General features: G+C 69.1%; 18 protein-coding genes and 1 riboswitch. Of the genes, 12 read left to right on the top strand and 6 right to left on the bottom strand.

All coding sequences use genetic code 11. From position 1 onward, the window contains the following. Positions 1 to 340: 340 nt before the first annotated feature. The 4 genes from argH to JSE7799_RS12400 all read left to right on the top strand — a co-directional run bounded on the left by argH (position 341) and on the right by JSE7799_RS12400 (position 3,578). On the top strand, positions 341 to 1,741 hold the full coding sequence (argH, locus tag JSE7799_RS12410) for an argininosuccinate lyase (protein ID WP_055663899.1): 1,401 nt from the start codon (positions 341 to 343) through the stop codon (positions 1,739 to 1,741). Beyond that, positions 1,738 to 1,896 (top strand): argininosuccinate lyase, encoded by a 159-nt coding sequence (locus tag JSE7799_RS20530; RefSeq protein ID WP_144431683.1) that lies wholly within the window; start codon positions 1,738 to 1,740, stop codon positions 1,894 to 1,896. Before argH ends, JSE7799_RS20530 begins: the two co-directional genes overlap by 4 nt. Before the next feature lie 153 nt (positions 1,897 to 2,049). After that, positions 2,050 to 2,520: a transcription elongation factor GreA gene (gene greA / locus JSE7799_RS12405; RefSeq protein WP_055663898.1), complete on the top strand. Its 471-nt coding sequence runs from the start codon at positions 2,050 to 2,052 to the stop codon at positions 2,518 to 2,520. A gap of 77 nt (positions 2,521 to 2,597) precedes the next feature. Then, a complete protein-coding gene (locus JSE7799_RS12400; protein WP_245624879.1) occupies positions 2,598 to 3,578 on the top strand; it encodes a hypothetical protein in 981 nt (326 codons plus the stop codon). Here the strand turns inward: JSE7799_RS12400 and JSE7799_RS12395 are convergent. Beyond that, entirely contained in the window at positions 3,542 to 3,829 is a 288-nt protein-coding gene (locus JSE7799_RS12395) for a hypothetical protein (protein WP_055663896.1), read from the bottom strand. The genes JSE7799_RS12400 and JSE7799_RS12395 overlap by 37 nt on opposite strands. A gap of 206 nt (positions 3,830 to 4,035) precedes the next feature. On the opposite strand from JSE7799_RS12395, the gene JSE7799_RS12390 reads away from it, so the two are divergent. Continuing rightward, positions 4,036 to 5,028, top strand: coding sequence for a glutathione S-transferase family protein (locus tag JSE7799_RS12390; RefSeq protein WP_055663895.1), 993 nt, complete (start codon positions 4,036 to 4,038; stop codon positions 5,026 to 5,028). A 2-nt stretch (positions 5,029 to 5,030) separates the two neighbouring features. Here JSE7799_RS12390 and JSE7799_RS12385 read toward each other — a convergent pair whose 3' ends face one another. After that, positions 5,031 to 5,309, bottom strand: coding sequence for a response regulator transcription factor (locus JSE7799_RS12385; protein ID WP_055663894.1), 279 nt, complete (start codon positions 5,307 to 5,309; stop codon positions 5,031 to 5,033). A gap of 168 nt (positions 5,310 to 5,477) precedes the next feature. On the opposite strand from JSE7799_RS12385, the gene JSE7799_RS12380 reads away from it, so the two are divergent. The 3 genes from JSE7799_RS12380 to cbiB are packed head-to-tail and all read left to right on the top strand — an operon-like array spanning position 5,478 to position 7,694. Continuing rightward, the gene (locus JSE7799_RS12380) at positions 5,478 to 5,843 is read left to right on the top strand and encodes a DUF1636 family protein (RefSeq protein WP_055663893.1); all 366 of its coding nucleotides are present in this window, start codon (positions 5,478 to 5,480) and stop codon (positions 5,841 to 5,843) included. Between the two features lie 7 nt (positions 5,844 to 5,850). Then, the gene (locus JSE7799_RS12375) at positions 5,851 to 6,777 is read left to right on the top strand and encodes an aminotransferase class I/II-fold pyridoxal phosphate-dependent enzyme (protein WP_055663892.1); all 927 of its coding nucleotides are present in this window, start codon (positions 5,851 to 5,853) and stop codon (positions 6,775 to 6,777) included. Between the two features lie 14 nt (positions 6,778 to 6,791). Further along, positions 6,792 to 7,694 (top strand): adenosylcobinamide-phosphate synthase CbiB, encoded by a 903-nt coding sequence (gene cbiB / locus JSE7799_RS12370; RefSeq protein WP_055663949.1) that lies wholly within the window; start codon positions 6,792 to 6,794, stop codon positions 7,692 to 7,694. A gap of 8 nt (positions 7,695 to 7,702) precedes the next feature. Here cbiB and JSE7799_RS12365 read toward each other — a convergent pair whose 3' ends face one another. Together JSE7799_RS12365 and smc are read right to left on the bottom strand one after the other, a co-directional pair. Further along, the gene (locus JSE7799_RS12365) at positions 7,703 to 8,479 is read right to left on the bottom strand and encodes a transglutaminase-like domain-containing protein (protein ID WP_055663891.1); all 777 of its coding nucleotides are present in this window, start codon (positions 8,477 to 8,479) and stop codon (positions 7,703 to 7,705) included. 58 nt (positions 8,480 to 8,537) lie between these two features. Further along, entirely contained in the window at positions 8,538 to 11,999 is a 3,462-nt protein-coding gene (smc, locus tag JSE7799_RS12360) for a chromosome segregation protein SMC (RefSeq protein WP_055663948.1), read from the bottom strand. A 174-nt stretch (positions 12,000 to 12,173) separates the two neighbouring features. After that, positions 12,174 to 12,396: riboswitch (cobalamin riboswitch) on the top strand. A 92-nt stretch (positions 12,397 to 12,488) separates the two neighbouring features. Here smc and JSE7799_RS12355 point away from each other — a divergent pair. The 3 genes from JSE7799_RS12355 to JSE7799_RS12345 all read left to right on the top strand — a co-directional run bounded on the left by JSE7799_RS12355 (position 12,489) and on the right by JSE7799_RS12345 (position 14,694). Continuing rightward, positions 12,489 to 13,136, top strand: a complete 648-nt coding sequence (locus tag JSE7799_RS12355; protein ID WP_083480540.1) for a HupE/UreJ family protein — start codon at positions 12,489 to 12,491, stop codon at positions 13,134 to 13,136. 62 nt (positions 13,137 to 13,198) lie between these two features. Beyond that, a complete protein-coding gene (gene cobW / locus JSE7799_RS12350) occupies positions 13,199 to 14,251 on the top strand; it encodes a cobalamin biosynthesis protein CobW (RefSeq protein ID WP_055663889.1) in 1,053 nt (350 codons plus the stop codon). 74 nt (positions 14,252 to 14,325) lie between these two features. Next, entirely contained in the window at positions 14,326 to 14,694 is a 369-nt protein-coding gene (locus tag JSE7799_RS12345; protein ID WP_245624878.1) for a GNAT family N-acetyltransferase, read from the top strand. Between the two features lie 521 nt (positions 14,695 to 15,215). On the opposite strand, the gene JSE7799_RS12340 is transcribed toward JSE7799_RS12345, so the two are convergent. Further along, on the bottom strand, positions 15,216 to 16,136 hold the full coding sequence (locus JSE7799_RS12340) for a pseudouridine-5'-phosphate glycosidase (RefSeq protein ID WP_055663947.1): 921 nt from the start codon (positions 16,134 to 16,136) through the stop codon (positions 15,216 to 15,218). 33 nt (positions 16,137 to 16,169) lie between these two features. Further along, positions 16,170 to 16,424 (bottom strand): DUF1289 domain-containing protein, encoded by a 255-nt coding sequence (locus JSE7799_RS12335; RefSeq protein WP_055663887.1) that lies wholly within the window; start codon positions 16,422 to 16,424, stop codon positions 16,170 to 16,172. 81 nt (positions 16,425 to 16,505) lie between these two features. On the opposite strand from JSE7799_RS12335, the gene JSE7799_RS12330 reads away from it, so the two are divergent. Continuing rightward, a partial coding sequence (locus tag JSE7799_RS12330) for a cobaltochelatase subunit CobN (RefSeq protein WP_186201928.1) occupies positions 16,506 to 18,312 on the top strand: 1,807 nt, incomplete at its 3' end.

Genomic DNA, 18,312 nt, shown 5'->3' with positions numbered 1-18,312 from the left:
GATATGGCCGGGGCGGCGATGCGATGCAACATGGCACGGCCGCGGGGACCGGCGTGGACGACCACCTGTTCCGGCAAAGCGACAATCTTTATCACGCATTCGCCATGGGCGGCCGGGGCGCGGACAGGTGCGCCGGAGAGCGAAACCGTTCAGGATGTCGGCCCCCGTGGCAGCGATGCGTGGCGTGCATTGGCCACCCTGTTCGCCGGATCTCGCGGGAATCTTAACCCTGCCGCCCCGTGTCCCGAGAGTTTTCTTCAATTGCGCGCGATCCGCCGGGCTGGTCGCCAGCGGGCCGAGACTGTATCCAATCCCGAACAATCCGCACGACGAGGCCCCCATGTCCGAGACATCCCAGACCGGTTCCAACGCGATGTGGGGCGGCCGCTTTGCCGAAGGTCCCGACGCGATCATGGAGGCGATCAACGCCTCGATCGGGTTCGACCGCCGGCTTGCGCGCCAGGACGTCGAGGGGAGCCGCGCGCATGCCGCGATGCTGGCTGCGCAGGGGATCGTTACCGAGGCCGATGCCGAGGCGATCCGCGAGGGACTTCTGACGGTCCTGTCGGAGATCGAGGCGGGGACGTTCGAGTTCTCCACCGCGCTGGAGGACATCCACATGAACGTGGAAGCGCGGCTGACGGAGCTGATCGGCCCGGCGGCGGGGCGCCTTCACACGGCGCGGTCGCGCAACGACCAGGTGGCGCTCGATTTTCGGATGTGGGTGCGCGACCAGTGCGATGCGGCCATCGACGCACTGCCCCGGTTGCTCTCGGCGCTGGTGGGTCAGGCCGAGGCGGGCGCGGATTGGGTCATGCCGGGCTTCACCCATCTGCAGACCGCGCAGCCGGTGACGTGGGGCCATCACATGCTGGCCTATGCCGAGATGTTCGCCCGTGACCTGTCGCGGTTCGAGGATGCGCGCCGGCGGATGAACGAATGCCCGCTGGGCACCGCCGCGCTGGCCGGAACGTCGTTTCCGATCGACCGGGAGATGACGTCCGCCGCGCTCGGGTTCGACAGGCCCGCCGCCAACTCGCTCGACGCGGTCTCGGACCGGGATTTCGCGCTGGAATTCCTCGGCGCGTCGACGATCTGCGCGATGCATCTGAGCCGGCTGGCGGAGGAGCTGGTGATCTGGTCCTCGGCGCAGTTCCGCTTCGTGGCCCTCTCGGATCGCTGGACGACCGGATCCTCGATCATGCCGCAGAAGAAGAACCCCGACGCGGCCGAATTGCTGCGTGCCAAGATCGGCCGCATCTTCGGGGCGCAGGTGGCGCTGACCACTGTGATGAAGGGACTGCCGCTGACCTATTCGAAGGACATGCAGGAGGACAAGGAGCAGGTTTTCGACGCGGCCGACGCGCTGATGCTGGCGCTGGCGGCGATGACGGGGATGGTGGGCGACATGACCGCCCAGCGGGAAAACCTCGAGGCGGCGGCGGCCTCGGGCTTTTCGACGGCGACGGATCTCGCCGACTGGCTGGTGCGGGAGTTGGGCCTGCCCTTCCGCGAGGCGCATCACGTCACCGGCGCGCTGGTGAAGATGGCCGAAGATCGCGGCGCCGACCTGCCGGACCTGACACTGGCGGACATGCGGTCGGTCCATGACGGCATCACGGACGACGTGTTCGGCGTGCTCGGCGTGCACAATTCGGTCGCGTCGCGCACCTCCTATGGTGGTACCGCGCCCGACAATGTCCGCGCCCAGGTCGCGCGCTGGATGGAGCGGCTGGCATGATTCGGTTGATCCCCCTCGCGCTGACGGCATGGCTGGCGGCCTGCGGCGTGGACGGCCCGCCCGTGCCGCCCTCCCAAGTCGAGGACGAGGCGGCGCCCCGTACGGGCCCCGTCATCAGCGGCAGCGTCGGGATGGGCGTCTCGCGCACCTTCTGACCGGATCGGGACCGGCGGCGCAGGGGCGTCACATCACGCGGAGGTGTCCGCGGCCGGCATCGTGGCGGGGCCGTTGCACCTGTCTTTCGGCATCGATACGGTCCCCGGAACCGGAGGACCGGGACAGATCGTGCCCCGCGCAGGAGAGATGTGGTGGAAAAGTTTCCGATGACACCGCGGGGCATGAAAGCCCTGCAGACCGAGCTCAAGCACCTCAAATCGGAGGAGCGCCCCGCCATCATCCGCGCCATTTCCGAGGCGCGCGAACATGGCGACCTTTCGGAGAACGCGGAATATCATTCCGCGCGCGAGAAGCAGTCCTTCATCGAGGGCCGCATCAAGGAACTCGAGGGTCTGATCTCGCTGGGCGACGTGATCGACCCGAGCAAGCTGTCGGGGTCGATCAAGTTCGGCGCCACCGTCACCATCGTCGATGAGGAGACGGAGGAGGAGAAGACCTATCAGATCGTCGGCGAGCAGGAGGCCGACATCGAGAACGGGCTGCTCAACATCAAGTCGCCGATTGCCCGCGCCCTGATCGGGAAGGACGAGGGCGACAGCGTCGAGGTCCGCACCCCCGGCGGCGTACGGGATTACGAGATCGCGTCGGTCACCTACAAGTGAGCGACGAACGATCCGGGCCGGCCGGACGCGACGGGCCGGTGATGCGATCGGGTCGCCCGCCCCGCGGCGGCCTGTCCTTGATCGAGACCGTCGCGCTGGTGCTGACGCTCGTCTGGATCGGGTTCATGATCTGGTTCTTCGTGATGATCCCGGCCGGACAGGCGCGCCTGTCCGCGGCCGATCCGCTCGGCCTGATGATGACCATTCTGGGGGTCGGTCTGCCGGTCGCGCTGATCTGGGTCGCCGCCTCTGCCGCGCGCACCGCCCGCGTCATGCGCGAAGAGAGCAGTCGCCTTGAAGCCGCGATCGATGCGATGCGGGCCAGTTATCTTGAGAGCCGCGAAGCCGGGTCGGCGCGGCTTGACCGGAGCCTGCTCCAAGGCCCCGACGTGACGCGCGCGCAACCGGACCTGCAGGCGGAGATGGCGGTGCTGCGCCGGCCGCAGACAGAGCCGCTGACCCTGAAGACGACGCCCCCCGCCGAGCCCGAGGCGGAGGACGAAGAGAATGTGCCGCAGACGGCGTTCGCGCTCGACGTGGCGCCGGATCCGAACGCCCTGCCTGCCGAGGATTTCATCCGTGCGCTGAACTTTCCCGACAATGAGCGTGACCAGGACGGCTTCCGCGTCCTGCGCGCTGCGCTTGACCATCACCCGACGGCGCAGCTCGTCACCGCGAGCCAGGATCTGCTGACCCTTCTGGCACAGGACGGGATCTACATGGACGACCTCGCGGTGCAGCAGGCCGATCCCGTGATCTGGCGCGCCTTCGCCGGGGGCACGCGCGGGCCGGATGTCGCGGCGCTCGGCGGGGTTCGCGACCGGTCCAGCCTTGCGCTGACGACGGGGCGCTTGAACGACGATTCGGTGTTTCGCGACGCCGCCCAGCATTTCCTTCAGACGTTCGATCGGGTTTTCGCCCTGTTTGCCGCAGAAGCGTCGGATGCGGAAATTCTGCGTTTCGCCGACACGCGCACCGCCCGTGCCTTCATGGTCACGGCGCGCGCGGCGGGCCTGTTCGATCAGGCTCCGACCACCGCCCAGCGGGTCAACCCGTAGACATAGAGCGCGGTGAACAGGACGTTGATGTATTTGAGCTGCCGCTCACCGTGCAGCCAAGCGCAGAACATCCAGATCAGGCAGAACGGCAATCCCAGGATCATCGGCCAGGGATGCCAGTTCTGCACGATCGACACCGTGCTTCCGATCCCGAGCATGAGCGCGGCCCATTTGAGCCGCTGTTCATGCCGCCCGAGCCAATCCGCAAGACGTTCGGAGGGCTGTGCGGAAGACGGCGGACGGAAAAACATGACACTCCCGTTATGGGTCAGGTTGCGACGATCGACGATGTGAGGGGGCCGCGCGCGATTACGGCTGAGGCCGGTCGTTTTGTCGCACCGTCGCGGGCAATCGTCAACCTTTGTTCGCTGCCGCACCGGAAGCCTGCGGCGGCCGGGATTTACCCGCATGCCGCGCAGACTAAGTTCCTCACGAGCTAGAGAAGCAGGAGGTCACCATGGGACAACTCGTCGACGGCGAATGGCACGACACTTGGTACGATACCGACAAACATGGCGGGAAGTTCGTCCGCTCCACCTCGGGCTTCCGCAACTGGATTACCGCCGACGGATCGCCCGGCCCTTCGGGTGAGGGCGGATTTCCGGCCGAGGCAGGGCGCTACCACCTTTACGTCTCGCTGGCCTGTCCCTGGGCGCACCGCACGCTGATCTTTCGCAAGCTGAAGGGGCTGGAGGATCTGATCGCGGTTTCGGCCGTTCATCCCGACATGCTTTCGGATGGCTGGACCTTCGAGACGGATTTCGAGGGCGCCACCGGCGACAGGCTGCACGACCTTCCCTTCCTTCGCGACATCTACATCAAGGCGAAACCGGATGTTTCAGGCCGCGTCACCGTGCCGGTTCTGTGGGATAAGGAACGGCAGACGATCGTGTCGAATGAATCCGCCGAGATCATCCGCATGTTCAACTCCGCTTTCGACGGGATCACCGGCGACCGGCAGGACTTCTATCCCGAAGACCTGCGCCCCGAGATCGACCGCATCAACGACCGCGTCTATCCGGACATCAACAACGGCGTCTACAAGTCGGGCTTCGCCACCACGCAGGCCGCGTATGAGGAGGCGGTCGTGCCGCTATTCGAGGCGCTCGACTGGATCGAGGAGCTTCTGGGCGAGCGGCGCTACCTTGCCGGGGATCGCATCACCGAGGCGGATTGGCGCCTGTTCACGACGCTGGTGCGGTTCGATCCGGTCTATCACCTGCACTTCAAGTGCAACCGGCACCGCCTGATGGATTACCAGAACCTTTGGGCCTACACGCGGGAGCTGTTTCAATGGCCGGGCGTGGCCGAGACGGTGAACCTCGCCCATATCGTGCGCCATTACCATTACAGCCACGAAACCATCAATCCGCACCGGATCATCCCCATCAACCCGGAGATCGACTGGGACGCGCCGCATGACCGCGACAGGCTGCCTGCGGCCGCGTGACCTCAGGCCGCCGTGAGCAGCGGCCTTTCGGCGTCGAGCATGACGACGCGGGCCCTCGGAGCGATCCGGCAGCATTGGCGGGCGATCTCCTCCGGGTCGGCATCCGCGATATCGCGGTCGATCAGGACGACGTCGGGGCAGGCCTCCCGCGCCCAAAGCAGCGCATCCTGTCGCGACGTGACATGGATGAGGCGGGCGCCTTGGCGGGAGCAGATCGCCAGATCGGAGGCCGCCACTTCGCAGGGGCCGATAGCAAGGATCAGGGTGCCGGACTGTGGCATATCATGCGCCTCCACGCTGAACGTTGTACTCTCGTCGCGCCGACTCTTGGCTCCGCGAGTTAATCATAGGTTAACGCCACCTGCCGGACCGGCGGCTTGGGCGCGAACCCGCCGATTGCCCCCGCCCCGCCGCCCGGTCTATGCCGGCGCGGGCGACCGGAGGGCTTCATGACCACGACAATCACCATCTGCGACACCTGCAAGCGCGACGACTGGGATTCGGCATCGGGCGCCAGCGACGGCGAGGCGCTGGCCGTTCTGGTCGAGGCGGCGGCGGTGGGCCACGATGCGGTGACGGTCCGGCGCCACTCCTGCCTGATGGGCTGCTCCAACGCCTGCAACGTCGCGCTCCAGGCACCCGGCAAGATGGCCTACACGCTGGGCCGCTTCACACCCGATGCGGCGGCGGCGCAGGGCATCGTGGACTATGCCGCGCTGCATGCGGAGCAGCCGAACGGCGTGGTTCCGTTCCGGCAATGGCCCGTCGCGATCAAGGGCCATTTCGTCACCCGCCACCCGCCCTTGCCGGAATGATCCGCCCGTGACGGCACCCCGCGATCATGGCGGCGGTCTCGACGCCGCGCGGGCTCGATGGGGCGGGGCGGAGGCCGAATGGCTCGACCTCTCCACCGGCATCAATCCCCGGCCCTATCCCCTCCCCGACCTGCCGGCACAGGCTTGGACCCGCCTTCCCGATCGCGCGGCCGAAGCGGAATTGCTCGATGCCGCACGCGGGTTCTGGAAGGTCCCGGACGCGGCCGACCTGCTCGCGGCGCCGGGGGCGTCCGCGTTGATCGCGCGCATGCCGCTGATCGTGCCGCCGGGGCCGGTGGACGTTCCGGGGCCGACCTATAACGAGCACGAAGCCGCCCTGCGCGCCGCGGGACGAGAGATCGGCCCGGGCGGGTCGGCGCGCGTGATCGTGCACCCCAACAACCCCGACGGGCGGCTCTGGTCCCGCCCTGACGACGGCTTTACCATCATCGACGAAAGCTTCTGCGACACCGCGCCCGAGGTCAGCCATGTCGCCGCCACCGCCAGACCCGGCACGCTGGTCCTGAAATCCTTCGGCAAGTTCTGGGGTCTCGCCGGCCTCCGCCTCGGCTTCGCCATCGGCCACCCGGACGTCGTCGTCCCCCTGCGCGAGGCGCTCGGCCCCTGGCCCGTCTCCGGCCCGGCGCTCAGGATCGGGGCGGCGGCCCTGCGGGATCGTGACTGGGCCGAGGCGACGCGCGGACGCCTTGCGCGAGATGCGCGCCGTCTTGATGGGCTCATGGCCCCACATGCGACACTGGCCGGCGGAACGGACCTGTTCCGCCTCTACGATGTGCCAGATGCGGCGGCGTTTCGGGATCGCCTCGCCCGGCACCGGATCTGGTCGCGCATCTTCCCCTATTCGCGCACATGGCTGCGCCTCGGCCTGCCGCCGTCGGATCGCTGGCCGCAGATCGAGGCTGCGCTGGCGTGATCCTCGCGGCGGCCATGATTCTGGATGCCGTCTTCGGCGAGCCGGACGCGGTCTGGTCCCGCATCCCCCACCCCGCGATCCTGATGGGACGCGCCGTGGGATGGTGTGACGCGCGGTTCAATCGCGGCAGTTTCCGCCGGATGAAGGGGGTTCTTTCGATCATCGGGCTCGGCGCGCTCGCGTGGCTCATCGGCCTGGCCGTCTCCGCAATCCCCGATGCAGGCCTGCTCGAGGCGATCGTGGCGGCCGTCCTGCTCGCGCAGCGCAGCCTCGTCGATCACGTCCGTGCCGTCGCGACGGGCCTGCGGAGCAGCCTGCGGGACGGGCGGACCGCCGTCGGCATGATCGTCGGCCGCGACACGACCGCGATGACCAAGCCCGAGATCGCCCGTGCCGCCATCGAAAGCGCGGCCGAAAACCTGTCCGACGGGGTGATCGCGCCGGCCTTCTGGTTCGCGGTGGCGGGCCTGCCGGGCATGGCGCTCTACAAGATGGTCAACACGGCCGACAGCATGATCGGCTATCGGACGCCGCGCCATGCGGCCTTCGGCTGGGCCGCGGCACGTCTGGATGACGTGCTCAACTGGGTGCCAGCGCGGCTGACGGCGCTCCTAATCCTCGGGGCGCACGGGGCGTTCGGCCTGTGGCGCCGCGTACCGGAGGATGCCCGCCTGCATCGGTCGCCCAATGCGGGTTGGCCGGAGGCGGCGATGGCGCCGCTCCTCGGTATCGCGCTTTCGGGACCGCGAAGCTATGAGGGCCGTCGGCAGGTTTTCCCTTGGGTGAACGCGCATGGCAGGCGAGACGCGGGCCCGGCGGATGTCGAGCGTGCCGTTGGCGTGCTGTGGCGAAGCTGGGGCGCGGCTCTGATCCTCGCCGTCGTCGCGGGATTCGGAACATTGTGGGCCGGGGGCTGAGCGCTGGCCTAGGCCTCCGTGACCATCACCTTCTGCGACACCAGCACCGCGGGACCGAACGTGGTCAAAAACGACACCTCCGCCGCATCCCGCCCGATGCCGACGATCGCGATCTGCGACGGCGTCGCCATGCCGGTCGGATCGACGAGATGCCAGGCGCCGTCGAGCCAGACTTCGGCGACGGCGTGGAAATCCGGCGGATCGACGAATGGCGCATAGACGCTGGCGAACCGGGCGGGCACGCCCATGGCCCGCGACATGGCGATCATGACATGGGCATAGTCACGGCAGACGCCCTGCCGCTGGAGGAAGGTGTCGCGGGCCGTCGTCGCCGAAGTGCTGACGCCCGCGACGTATTCGAATGTCTCCTCGATCCAGTCGCGCATCGCCATGATCAGCGCCCCGCCGAACAGCCCGTCGAATTCGGCACCGGCAAAGGACTGGAACTGATCGGAGGGACAGTAGCGCGAGGGCATCAGGAAGGAGGTCGCCTCGGCGTTCAGGAACCGGGGCGCGACGGCGGGCAGAGCGGAAATGTTCCAATCGGGCCGGATCACGTCGATCTCGGCGCGGTAGGTCACGTCGAGACGGCCCTCGGCGCGCATCCAGGCCCGCGTGCCCAGCGCGGATTCGGCGGAGATCCGCGAGAAATCCTCCACCGGCGTCGTCCACAACCCGTCGGACACGATCTCCTGCCCGGCCATGCGCGCGACCTCGACCTGCATGAGCATGTCGGTGGGCGCGGCGAATTCGTAGGAGAGGGCGGCTTCGATGTTCAGCTTCATCCGACACAACTAGACGAAATCGCGCGCGGCGAAACCCGCACTTTCATCGGACTTGGCGTCATGCCACGAGCGCCTCGGCCTTCTTGAGGTCGACGGAGACCAGTTGGCTCACCCCCTGCTCCACCATGGTCACACCGAACAGCCGGTCCATCCGCGCCATCGTCACGGCGTGATGGGTGATGATGAGAAACCGCGTATCGGTGCGCCGCGTCATCTCGTCGAGCATGTCGCAGAAGCGCGTGACATTGGCATCGTCGAGCGGGGCATCGACCTCGTCGAGCACGCAGATCGGCGCGGGATTGGCCAAAAACACCGCGAAGATCAGCGCCAGCGCCGTTAGCGTCTGCTCTCCGCCCGACAGGAGCGACAGCGTGGCGAGCTTCTTGCCCGGCGGCTGGCACATGATCTCGAGCCCGGCCTCCAGCGGGTCGTCGCTTTCGACAAGCTCCAGCCTCGCCTCGCCGCCTTGGAACAGGTGGCGGAACAGCGTCGCGAAGTTGCCGTTCACCGTGCTGAACGCGTCGAGCAGGCGCTGCCGCCCCTCCTTGTTGAGCCCGGCGATCCCGGCGCGCAACTCGGCGATGGCCTCTTCCAGATCGGTCTTCTCGCGGGTCAGAAGGTCGTGCTCCTCCTGCACCTCGCGGGCATCCTCCTCGGCGCGCAGGTTCACCGCGCCCAACGCGTCGCGCTGGCGTTTGAGGGTGTTGACGCGAATTTCGATCTCCTCGACCGGCGGCAACGTGTCGGGATCGGCGCCGAGGGCATCAAGCAGCTCCGCCGGGGAACAATCCAGCGCCTCGGCAATCCGCTCCTCGGCCTGGGCGACGGCTTCGTGGGCGGCGTCGCGCCGGGCCTCGGCGCGGGCGCGGTCCTCGCGGGCATCGCCGGCCGCGCGCTCCGCGTCGCGGGCGGCCTGAACGGCTTCACGAAGGGCGGTCTCGCCCATGGCCAGCGCATCGGCGGCCTTGCTGCTTCGGGTCTCGGCCCGCGCGATTTCCCGCGCGAGGTCGGCGCGCTGCGTGGCGAGGGTGGCGGGCACAGCGCGCGCCTCGGTCAGCTCCGCATCCGCGCGGTCCCGGCGTTTCGTCAGGTCCGCAAGCCGCGTATCCGCCTCGGCCAGCCGCGTCCGCCAGCCCGCAAGCTCCCTGGTGACGGCGGCGGCCCGGGTCGTGCGGCTCTGCGCCTCGCGCTTGAGTTCGTCGGCTTGCGCCCGGCGGCTCATCATCGCCATCCGCGCCGCCTCGACGCCGGTGCGGCGCGTTTCCAACGCGGCCCGCGCACCATCGAGCGGGGGCAGGTCCGCGCGCGCCGCATCCGCCGCCCTCTGCGCCTCGCGCGCCTCCAGAATCTCCGCCTCGAGCCGCGACAGGGCCATGCGCGCGGCCTCGAGCCGGGAGCCCGCAGTTCCCTGCGCGCCCTCGGCCTGGGTAAGCCGCCGCCCCGCCTCGGTCAGCGCGCGATCGGCGTCGCGGCGCGCCGCGCGTGCGGTGGCCTCGTCGGATTTGCGCGTCGTCAGCGTCGCCGCCTGCGCATCATGTGCGGCACGGGCACCGTCGGCGCGGCGTTCGACCTCCTGGAGTTCCTGACGCAGCGACGCCAGTCGGTTCACCTGCTGCAGCCGCAGCGCCGCGGCCGATGGCGCCCCCGCGGCGGATGCGCGGAACCCGTCCCACCGCCACAGATCGCCCTCCCGCGACACGAGAACCTGACCGGGGCGCAGCCGGGCCTGCATCGCCGCCGCATCCGCCGCGGCCACGATCCCCACCTGCCCCAGCGCCCGCCCCATCACCGGCGGCGCCGTAACGTGAGCGGCCAGCAGCTCCGCGCCATCGGGCAAGGCCGGCGCGTCGTCATAGGGGGGCATCGTGGCCCAGCCCGTCTCCTCGCCCTTCTCCGGCCCCAATTCGGAGGCCCGGAGGTCGTCGCCGCAGGCCGCGCCGAGCGCCGCCTCGTAACCCGGCGCGACGCGCACGCGGTCGAGCAGCGACTCCCCTTTCCCCGTCTCGCGGGCCAGCAGACGCGCCAGCGCCGCAACCTCGGCGCTCAGGGTGTTGGCCGCACCCTCCGCCTCCGCCCGCTCCGCCCGGGTACGGCCTTCGGCCTCCTGCGCCGCCTCGCGCGCGGTTTCGGCCTCCGTCAGCGCCGTGTCCGCCGCGACCGCCGCGTCCTGGGCCCCAGTTTGGTCAGCCGCCGCCGCCCGCGCCTGCGCCTCCGCCTCCTCCAACGTGGCCTGCGCCGTCTCGGCCTGTCTGCGGGCACCGTCCGCCTCCGCCGTGACGCGCGCAAGCCGCTTGTCCGCATCCTCGGCCATCCGCGTGACGGATTGGTGTCGCGCCGAGAGCCGGGCAAGTTCCTCGGTCACCTCGCTCAACTCGGCCTCCCGCTCCGCCAGAAGCCGTGCCGCCTCGGCGGCCTCGCCCTGCGCGGCAGCCAGCACGTCGTCCTGCCCCGCCATCGCGGCGGCAAGCGCGGCCTCCTCCGTGACCAGCCGCGCGATCGATTCGCCCGCGTCGCGATTGAGAACCCCCTCGCGCGCCACATCGGAATCGAGCTGCGCGATCCGCGCCTCCAGCCCCTCGATAGCCCCGCGCGCCTGCGCCTCGCGCTCGTCCAACGTGTCGCGCTGAACGGAAAGCCGCTGCAGCACCGCACCGGCGACCGTCTCCTCCTCGCGCAGAGGCGGGATCGCGGCCTCCGCCGCCGCGCGGGCCGCCTCGGCGCGGACCGCGAACCGCTCCGCCGCCGCCGCCGCGTTCAGACGCTGACGCAGGGCATCGTCGGCCGCCGCACGTCCCGTATCCGCCTCCCGCCAGCGGCGGTAGAGCAACAGTCCTTCGGCCGCGCGAAGCGCCGTGCCGATTTCGCGGTAGCGCGCGGCCTGCCGCGCCTGTCGGGCGAGCGCAGTCAGCTGCGTGGCAAGCTGCTCGACCACATCATCGACGCGCGTGAGATTCCCCTCGGCCGCGTTCAGCTTCAACTCCGCCTCGTGCCGCCGCTGGTAGAGCCCGGAAATTCCCGCCGCCTCCTCCAGAATACGGCGGCGATTCTTGGGTTTGGCGTTGATGAGCTCGCTGATCTGCCCCTGCCGGACCAAGGCCGGCGAATGCGCCCCGGTCGAGGCATCGGCGAATAGCATCTGCACGTCGCGCGCCCGCACCTCGCGCCCGTTGAGCCGGTAGGCCGATCCCGCATCCCGCGTGATCCGCCGCACGACGTCGAGCGCATCGGCATCGTTGAACGCGGCGGGCGCCGTCCGGTCGGCATTGTCGAGCGCCAGCATCACCTCCGCGAAGTTGCGCGCGGGCCGGGACGACGTGCCGGCGAAGATGACGTCCTCCATCCCGCCGCCGCGCATGGCGGTGGGGCGGTTCTCGCCCATCACCCAGCGAAGCGCCTCGAGCAGGTTCGACTTGCCGCATCCGTTTGGCCCGACCACGCCCGTCAGCCCGTCCGCGATCACGAGATCGGTCGGATCGACGAAGCTCTTGAAGCCGTTCAACCGCAGGCGAGAGAAGCGCATCCGGCCGATCTTTCCGCCCAAGCCCCGGGGGTCAAGGCGCGCGGGCTGCATTTGCCCCTCCCGGCACGTTTTTTTCATGCGAGCGGGCATGGAATTGTCTCGGACTGTGCAAAACGGTGTCGCGGCTGCGCGTCGAATCGACGCGAACGCGCTTGACCCGCCCCGCCCGCGCGCGCATCGTCGCCCCCGCAAGGTTCCCCGACGTATGAGATCCGAGGGGATGAAATGGGAATGCGGTGAAGGCGACCCAATCCGGGGCCCGAGACCGCAGCCGCCCCCGCGACTGTGAGCGGAGAGCGACGCGCCGAGATGCCACTGGCCCCGCGACGGGGTTCGGGAAGGCGGCGCCGAGCATCGACCCGCGAGCCAGGAGACCAGCCCTGCACCGTCCTTCTGGGCGGCCAGACGTAACGGACGGGGTGTTCCGTGATCGGGTCGTGCAGGCCCGCCCAGGACCCCCCCTTCAGCAGACACCCGAAGGGGACCGACATGAAAAGACTTCTCGCACTCACGCCCGCCCTCGCCCTCCTGGCGAGCCCCGCGATGGCGCATCATCCGCTCGGCGGCCTCCCGATGGAGACGTTCGGACACGGCATCCTGTCCGGTGTCGGCCATCCGGTCCTCGGCTTCGATCACCTCGCCTTCGTGATCGTGATGGGCCTGGCCGCGGCGTTCACGCCCGCCCGCACCGTCACGCCGATGGCCTATATCGCCGCGATGCTTGCCGGGTGCGTGATGGTGGCTTCGGGTGTCGGACTTCCCGCCAAGGAGATGGTGATCGTCGCCTCGCTCCTTCTGGTTGGCGGCATCGTCGCCTCCGGCCGGGCGATGGCCATGACCCCCGCGCTCGTCCTCTTCGCCGGGTTCGGCCTGTTCCACGGCGCGGCCTTCGGCGGTTCCATTGCGGGGCAGGAAGGCGGCGTCGGCGGCGCGGTCTTCGCCGGTTATCTGATCGGTCTCGCGGCCACGCAATACCTCATCGCGCTGACCGTCATGGCCGTGACCCGCTTCGGGCTTCGCGCCACACGGGCGGGCGCGACCGCCCCCCGTCTGGCCGGCGCGGCCGTGTTCGGCATCGGCGCCTTTCTTGCGCTGGAATTCGCCGAAGGGCCGATCGTCGCCGCCCTCGCGGGCTGATCCTCGACGCATCCGGGCCGCCGCTCCGCGAGGGCGGCGGCCCTTTTCATGGAGAACGCCGCATGCCCAAGATACCCGCCACGATCGTCACCGGCTTCCTCGGCGCGGGAAAGACGACGCTGATCCGCCACCTCCTCACCCATGCCGGCGGCCGGCGTATCGCGCTGGTCATCAACGAGTTCGGCGACCTCGGCGTCGATGGTGGCATCCTCAAGGGCTGCGGCATCGAGAACTGCACCGACGATGACGTGGTGGAGCTGTCGAACGGCTGCATCTGCTGCACCGTGGCCGACGATTTCGTGCCGACGATGCAGGCCCTGCTCGCGCGCGACGTGCCGCCGGATCACATCGTGATCGAAACATCCGGCCTTGCCCTGCCCCAGCCCCTCGTCCGCGCCTTCGCCTGGCCTGACCTGAAGACGCGACTGACGGTGGACGGTGTGGTCACGGTGCTGGACGGCCCCGCCGTGGCCGCCGGCACCTTCGCCGCCGATGTGGCCGCCGTGGATCGCCAGCGCGCCGCCGATGACGGGCTCGACCACGAGACGCCGCTGTCGGAGCTTTATGCCGATCAGGTCGCCTGCGCGGACATGATCGTCGTCAACAAGACCGACCTGATGGACGATCCCGAACCGCTGATCGCGCGCCTTCGCGCCGAGGCCCGGCCCGGCGTGCAGGTCGTGCCCGCCACGATGGGCGCGCTGCCGGTGGAGGTCCTGCTCGGGCGCGGACAGGAGGCCGAGGGCGATCTGGCCGCGCGGCACGAGATCCACCACCATCATCACCACGACGATGCGGAGGACGACCACCACGACCATGAGCACGAACATGGCCACGACGCCTTCGAGAGTTTCACCGTGACCATACCGGAAGTGTCCGATCCGGCCGCCTTTGCCACCCGCGTCTCGGATGTGATCCGCGAACACGGCATCCTTCGGCTCAAGGGATTTGCCTCCGTCGCGGGCCGCCCGATGCGTCTGACCGTGCAGGCTGTAGGCCCGCGCGTGGACCATTACTTCGACCGCCCCCTCGGCACCGATCCTCGCGGGGCACAACTCGTGGTGATTGGCCAGGCCGGGCTGGACCGCGAGGCGATCGCGGCCGCCTTGTCCTGAAGGTCGCGGCCGCCGACCCGCGCGAACCGGGCTGCGCCGCGCTCGTGGCGCAGCGGCATATGTTCATGACGGCCATGTTCCCGCGGGAAGCATGTGAGTTTCCGGATCCGGAGACATTGATCGCGCCGAAAATCCGGTTCGTGGCCGCGCACGACGAGATGTGCGTGTGTGGCATCGGCGCCATCGTCCTCTACGACGATCATGCCGAGGTGAAAGCCATGTTCACGGCGTCCGACGCGCGGGGCCGTGGTGTGGCCGATGCCGTCCTGCGGCACTTGATCGCGCTGGCCCGTATGGAGGGGCGCCCCTGCCTGCGCCTCGAAACCGCTCCCGGACTTGACGTGGCCCACAGGCTCTATGCCCGCCACGGATTCCGGCGCCGCGGCCGGTTCGGGCCCTATCCCGACGACGGATCTTCCCTGTTTTTCGAGCGCTCCACCTGAGCCCGTTGCGAAGCGGTGGCTAGGAGCTGGCTGTTTCTCAGCCGCTTCGGGACGGAAACCGCAACGCTGCAGGCAATGTTCGAAAAAACGCTGAAGCAGCTTTTCACGTTGTCTGCTTTCTACTTGGCCCCCGTGGATCGATCATGCGCGTCCATCGGATCCCGCTCATAATATGTCAGGAGGATCAACGGGAACCCACTTGGCCGCAGTATCCGCACAACGGGAAAATGCGCGTTTACCTGCAACCGCGGAAGCTTGACTTGAAAACACCAAGTGTACCGGTGAAGGCCGATTTCCTGACACCGTCTGATCCGATCGAGCTTTCGCCCCAGGACCTTCCAGCGACCGCAGTTTCGAAGAGCAGCCTTGGGCATCGGAGCGCATCCTGTGCCCTCCGATGCGTCATCTCGCGAGCCACTTTCATGCGCGGCCTGCCCACTTCCCAAGGCGGCTGCGTAAAGCGGGCAATCACCGCTGCTTCTTCAACAGCCGGAGCGGACGCGAATGCGTCGCCGTCCAAGTTACTCGGCAGCCTGCGCCGCCTCCGCCACCGCGATCCGGGCCGCAAGTCGGGCGTTGTCGAGAACGAGTTCGATATTCGCCCTCAGCGCACGTCCCTCGGTCACCGCGTTGAGCCGGCCCAGCAGGAACGGCGTCACGTCCTTGCCACGCACGCCCTGCGCCTCGGCGGCAGCCAGCGCGGCCTCGATCGTCGCGCCGATTTCGCCTGCCTCGAGCGCATGCGCTTCGGGGATGGGATTGGCCACCAGCATTCCCGTCCCGAGCCCCATCGTCCGGTTGGCGGCCCGGATCGCGGCGATCTCGGCGGGATCGTCGCACCGCTCGCCGGCCACGACGCCCGAATCGCGGGTGTAGAAGGCCGGAAAGGCGTCCTGTCCGAAAACGGCGACCGGGATTCGGAGCGTCTCCAGCACCTCGATCGTGCGCGGGATGTCGAGGATCGACTTCACCCCCGCGCAGACGACCAGAACATCCGTCACCGACAGCTCCGTCAGGTCAGCGCTCACGTCCAAGGCATCGCCGCGATGCACGCCGCCGATACCGCCGGTGGCGAAGACGCCGATTCCGGCCGACGCGGCAATCCGCATTGTGGCCGACACCGTGGTTCCCGCGGTCAGGCCGCGCACGATCGCCACCCCGAGATCGCGCGACGCGGCCTTCACCACGTCCCCGCCCTGCCCCAGACGCGCGACCTGATCCGCGTTCAGGCCCGCGCGCGGAACGCCGTCGATCACCGCGACCGTGGCCGGCACGGCACCCGCCTCGCGCACCGCCGCCTCGACCGCCATCGCAACCTCGGCGTTTTGCGGCCATGGCATCCCGTGGCTGATGATCGTGCTCTCCAGCGCGACGACGGGGCCGCCCTCCGCCAGCGCTTCGGCAACCTCCCGCGTCATCGCGACATTCTCAGATCCGGCCATGAGCACCTCCGTCAAAAGGCACGTCATGCCCGCTCAGAGCGGCGGCGTCACGTCCTTCTTCCGGCAGCGTTTCAGATAGGCCGGCCGCCAATGGTCGTAGCGCCCCATCACCTCCTGCTGCAGCGCGATCAGCCGCACCAGCGCGGCACGCGGGCCGGGCGCCTTGACCAGCTTGAACGCCCGCTTCTGCGGCTTGGTCATCGAGCACGCGATGCAGTGATGTGCTCCTTCCGGGCCGGTGCGGCGGAATTTGCAGACGTCGATGCAGGGGCTTGGTATCTTGGCCATGCCGCGACAGATAGGTCGCGCCGCGCCCCCTTGCACCCCCCTGCCCCGCCGCGCACACGGGGCCGACGAAGGGAGACCTCCATGCACCTGCTCGCCGCACAGCCCGGCGCCGTCGATGACGGCGAACCCGTCGATCCGGGGCAGAGCCCGGCCGAACTCGTCGTCATCACCGCGGCCGATACCGAACTCGCCGCCCTGTCGGCGGCCCGTGCCGCGATGGAGGATCCGCCCGAGACCCGGCTGACGAGCCTCATGCATCTGCGCCATCCGATGTCGGTGGACATGCATCTCGATGCCTGCGCCGCGCGGTCGGGCCTCGTGGTCGCGCGCATTCTCGGCGGGCGGGGCTACTGGACCTACGGGCTGGAGCAATATGCCGCCCGACTGCACGAGGCGGGCGTGCCGTTCGCGGCGCTGCCCGGCGACGACAATCCCGACGCCGAATTGCGCGAGCTTTCGACCGTCACGTCCGAGGATTACGACGCGCTGTGGTCCTGCCTCGTGGAGGGCGGCCCGGCCAACGCCGCGACCTTCCTCGCCCATGCGCGCGCCATGATCCGCGACGAGGCGCGCCCCGCCCCCGCCCGTCCGCTCCTGCGGGCGGGGCTCTACTGGCCCGGCATGGCCGATGCGGATCTCGCGACCCTGCGCGCGAACTGGACCGACGGGGCGCCGGTCGTGCCGGTGATCTTCTACCGCGCGCTACTTCAGGGGGCGGGCCTCAATCCCGTGAACCGGCTCGTCAAGGCGCTCCTGCGCGCGGGCCAGAACCCGATGCCGGTCTTCGTGGCCTCCCTCAAGGATCCCGTCAGCCGCGCGACCCTTGAGGCGCTGTTCGCCGAAGCGCCGCCGGATGCGGTCGTGAACCTGACCTCCTTCGCCGTGGGAGATGCCGATGCGAACCCGCTGCACGGCGCGAACGACGCCCCGGTCTTCCAGGCCGTCCTGTCGAGCGGGACCGAACGGGCTTGGGAAGACGGGCTGACGGGGCTGTCGGCCCGCGACATCGCGATGAACGTCGCGCTGCCGGAACTCGACGGCCGCGTCCTGACGCGCGCCATCGGCTTCAAGGGCGAGGTGTTCTTCGACGACGCCACGCAATGTCCGATCGCCACCTGGAAGGCGCAGGGCGACCGGATCGCCTTCACCGCCGAACTGATCGCCAACTGGACGAACCTGCGCCGGACCCCGCCCGCGCGGCGGCGCGTCGCGCTGGTGCTGGCGAATTATCCCAACCGTGATGGCCGACTTGCCAACGGTGTGGGCCTCGATACGCCGGCCGCGACGGTTCATGCGATGACCCTGCTGCGCGATGCCGGCTACGACGTGGCGCCCCCGGTCGACAGCGCCGCGCTGATGACGCGCCTGATGGCCGGGCCGACGAACTGGCTGACCGACCGGGCGACACGCACGGGCGGCGAGACGCTGAGCCTCGAGGATTACCGCGCCTTCCACGATGCCCTGCCCCTCAAGGCCCGCGCGCAGATCGCCGAGAGATGGGGCGCGCCCGAGGACGACCCGTTCTTCGGGGTTGGCGGGTTCGCGCTCTCGATCCATCGCTTCGGGCAGGTTCTCGTGGGGTTACAGCCGGCGCGGGGCTACAACGTCGATCCCACAGACAGCTATCATTCCCCCGACCTCGTCCCGCCGCACAATTACCTCGCCTTCTACGCCTTTCTGCGGCGCGAGGCGGATGCGGCGGTCCATATGGGCAAGCACGGGAACCTCGAATGGCTGCCGGGCCGGGCGCTGGCGCTCGGAGACGAGGATTGGCCGGAAATCGCGCTCGGCCCGATGCCGAATGTCTATCCCTTCATCGTCAACGATCCGGGCGAGGGCACGCAGGCCAAGCGGCGTGCGCAGGCGGTGATCGTCGATCACCTCACCC

This window comes from Jannaschia seosinensis, from assembly GCF_001408515.1.
Classification (GTDB): domain Bacteria; phylum Pseudomonadota; class Alphaproteobacteria; order Rhodobacterales; family Rhodobacteraceae; genus Jannaschia; species Jannaschia seosinensis.
This window is presented reverse-complemented; position numbering and strand designations above follow the sequence as displayed.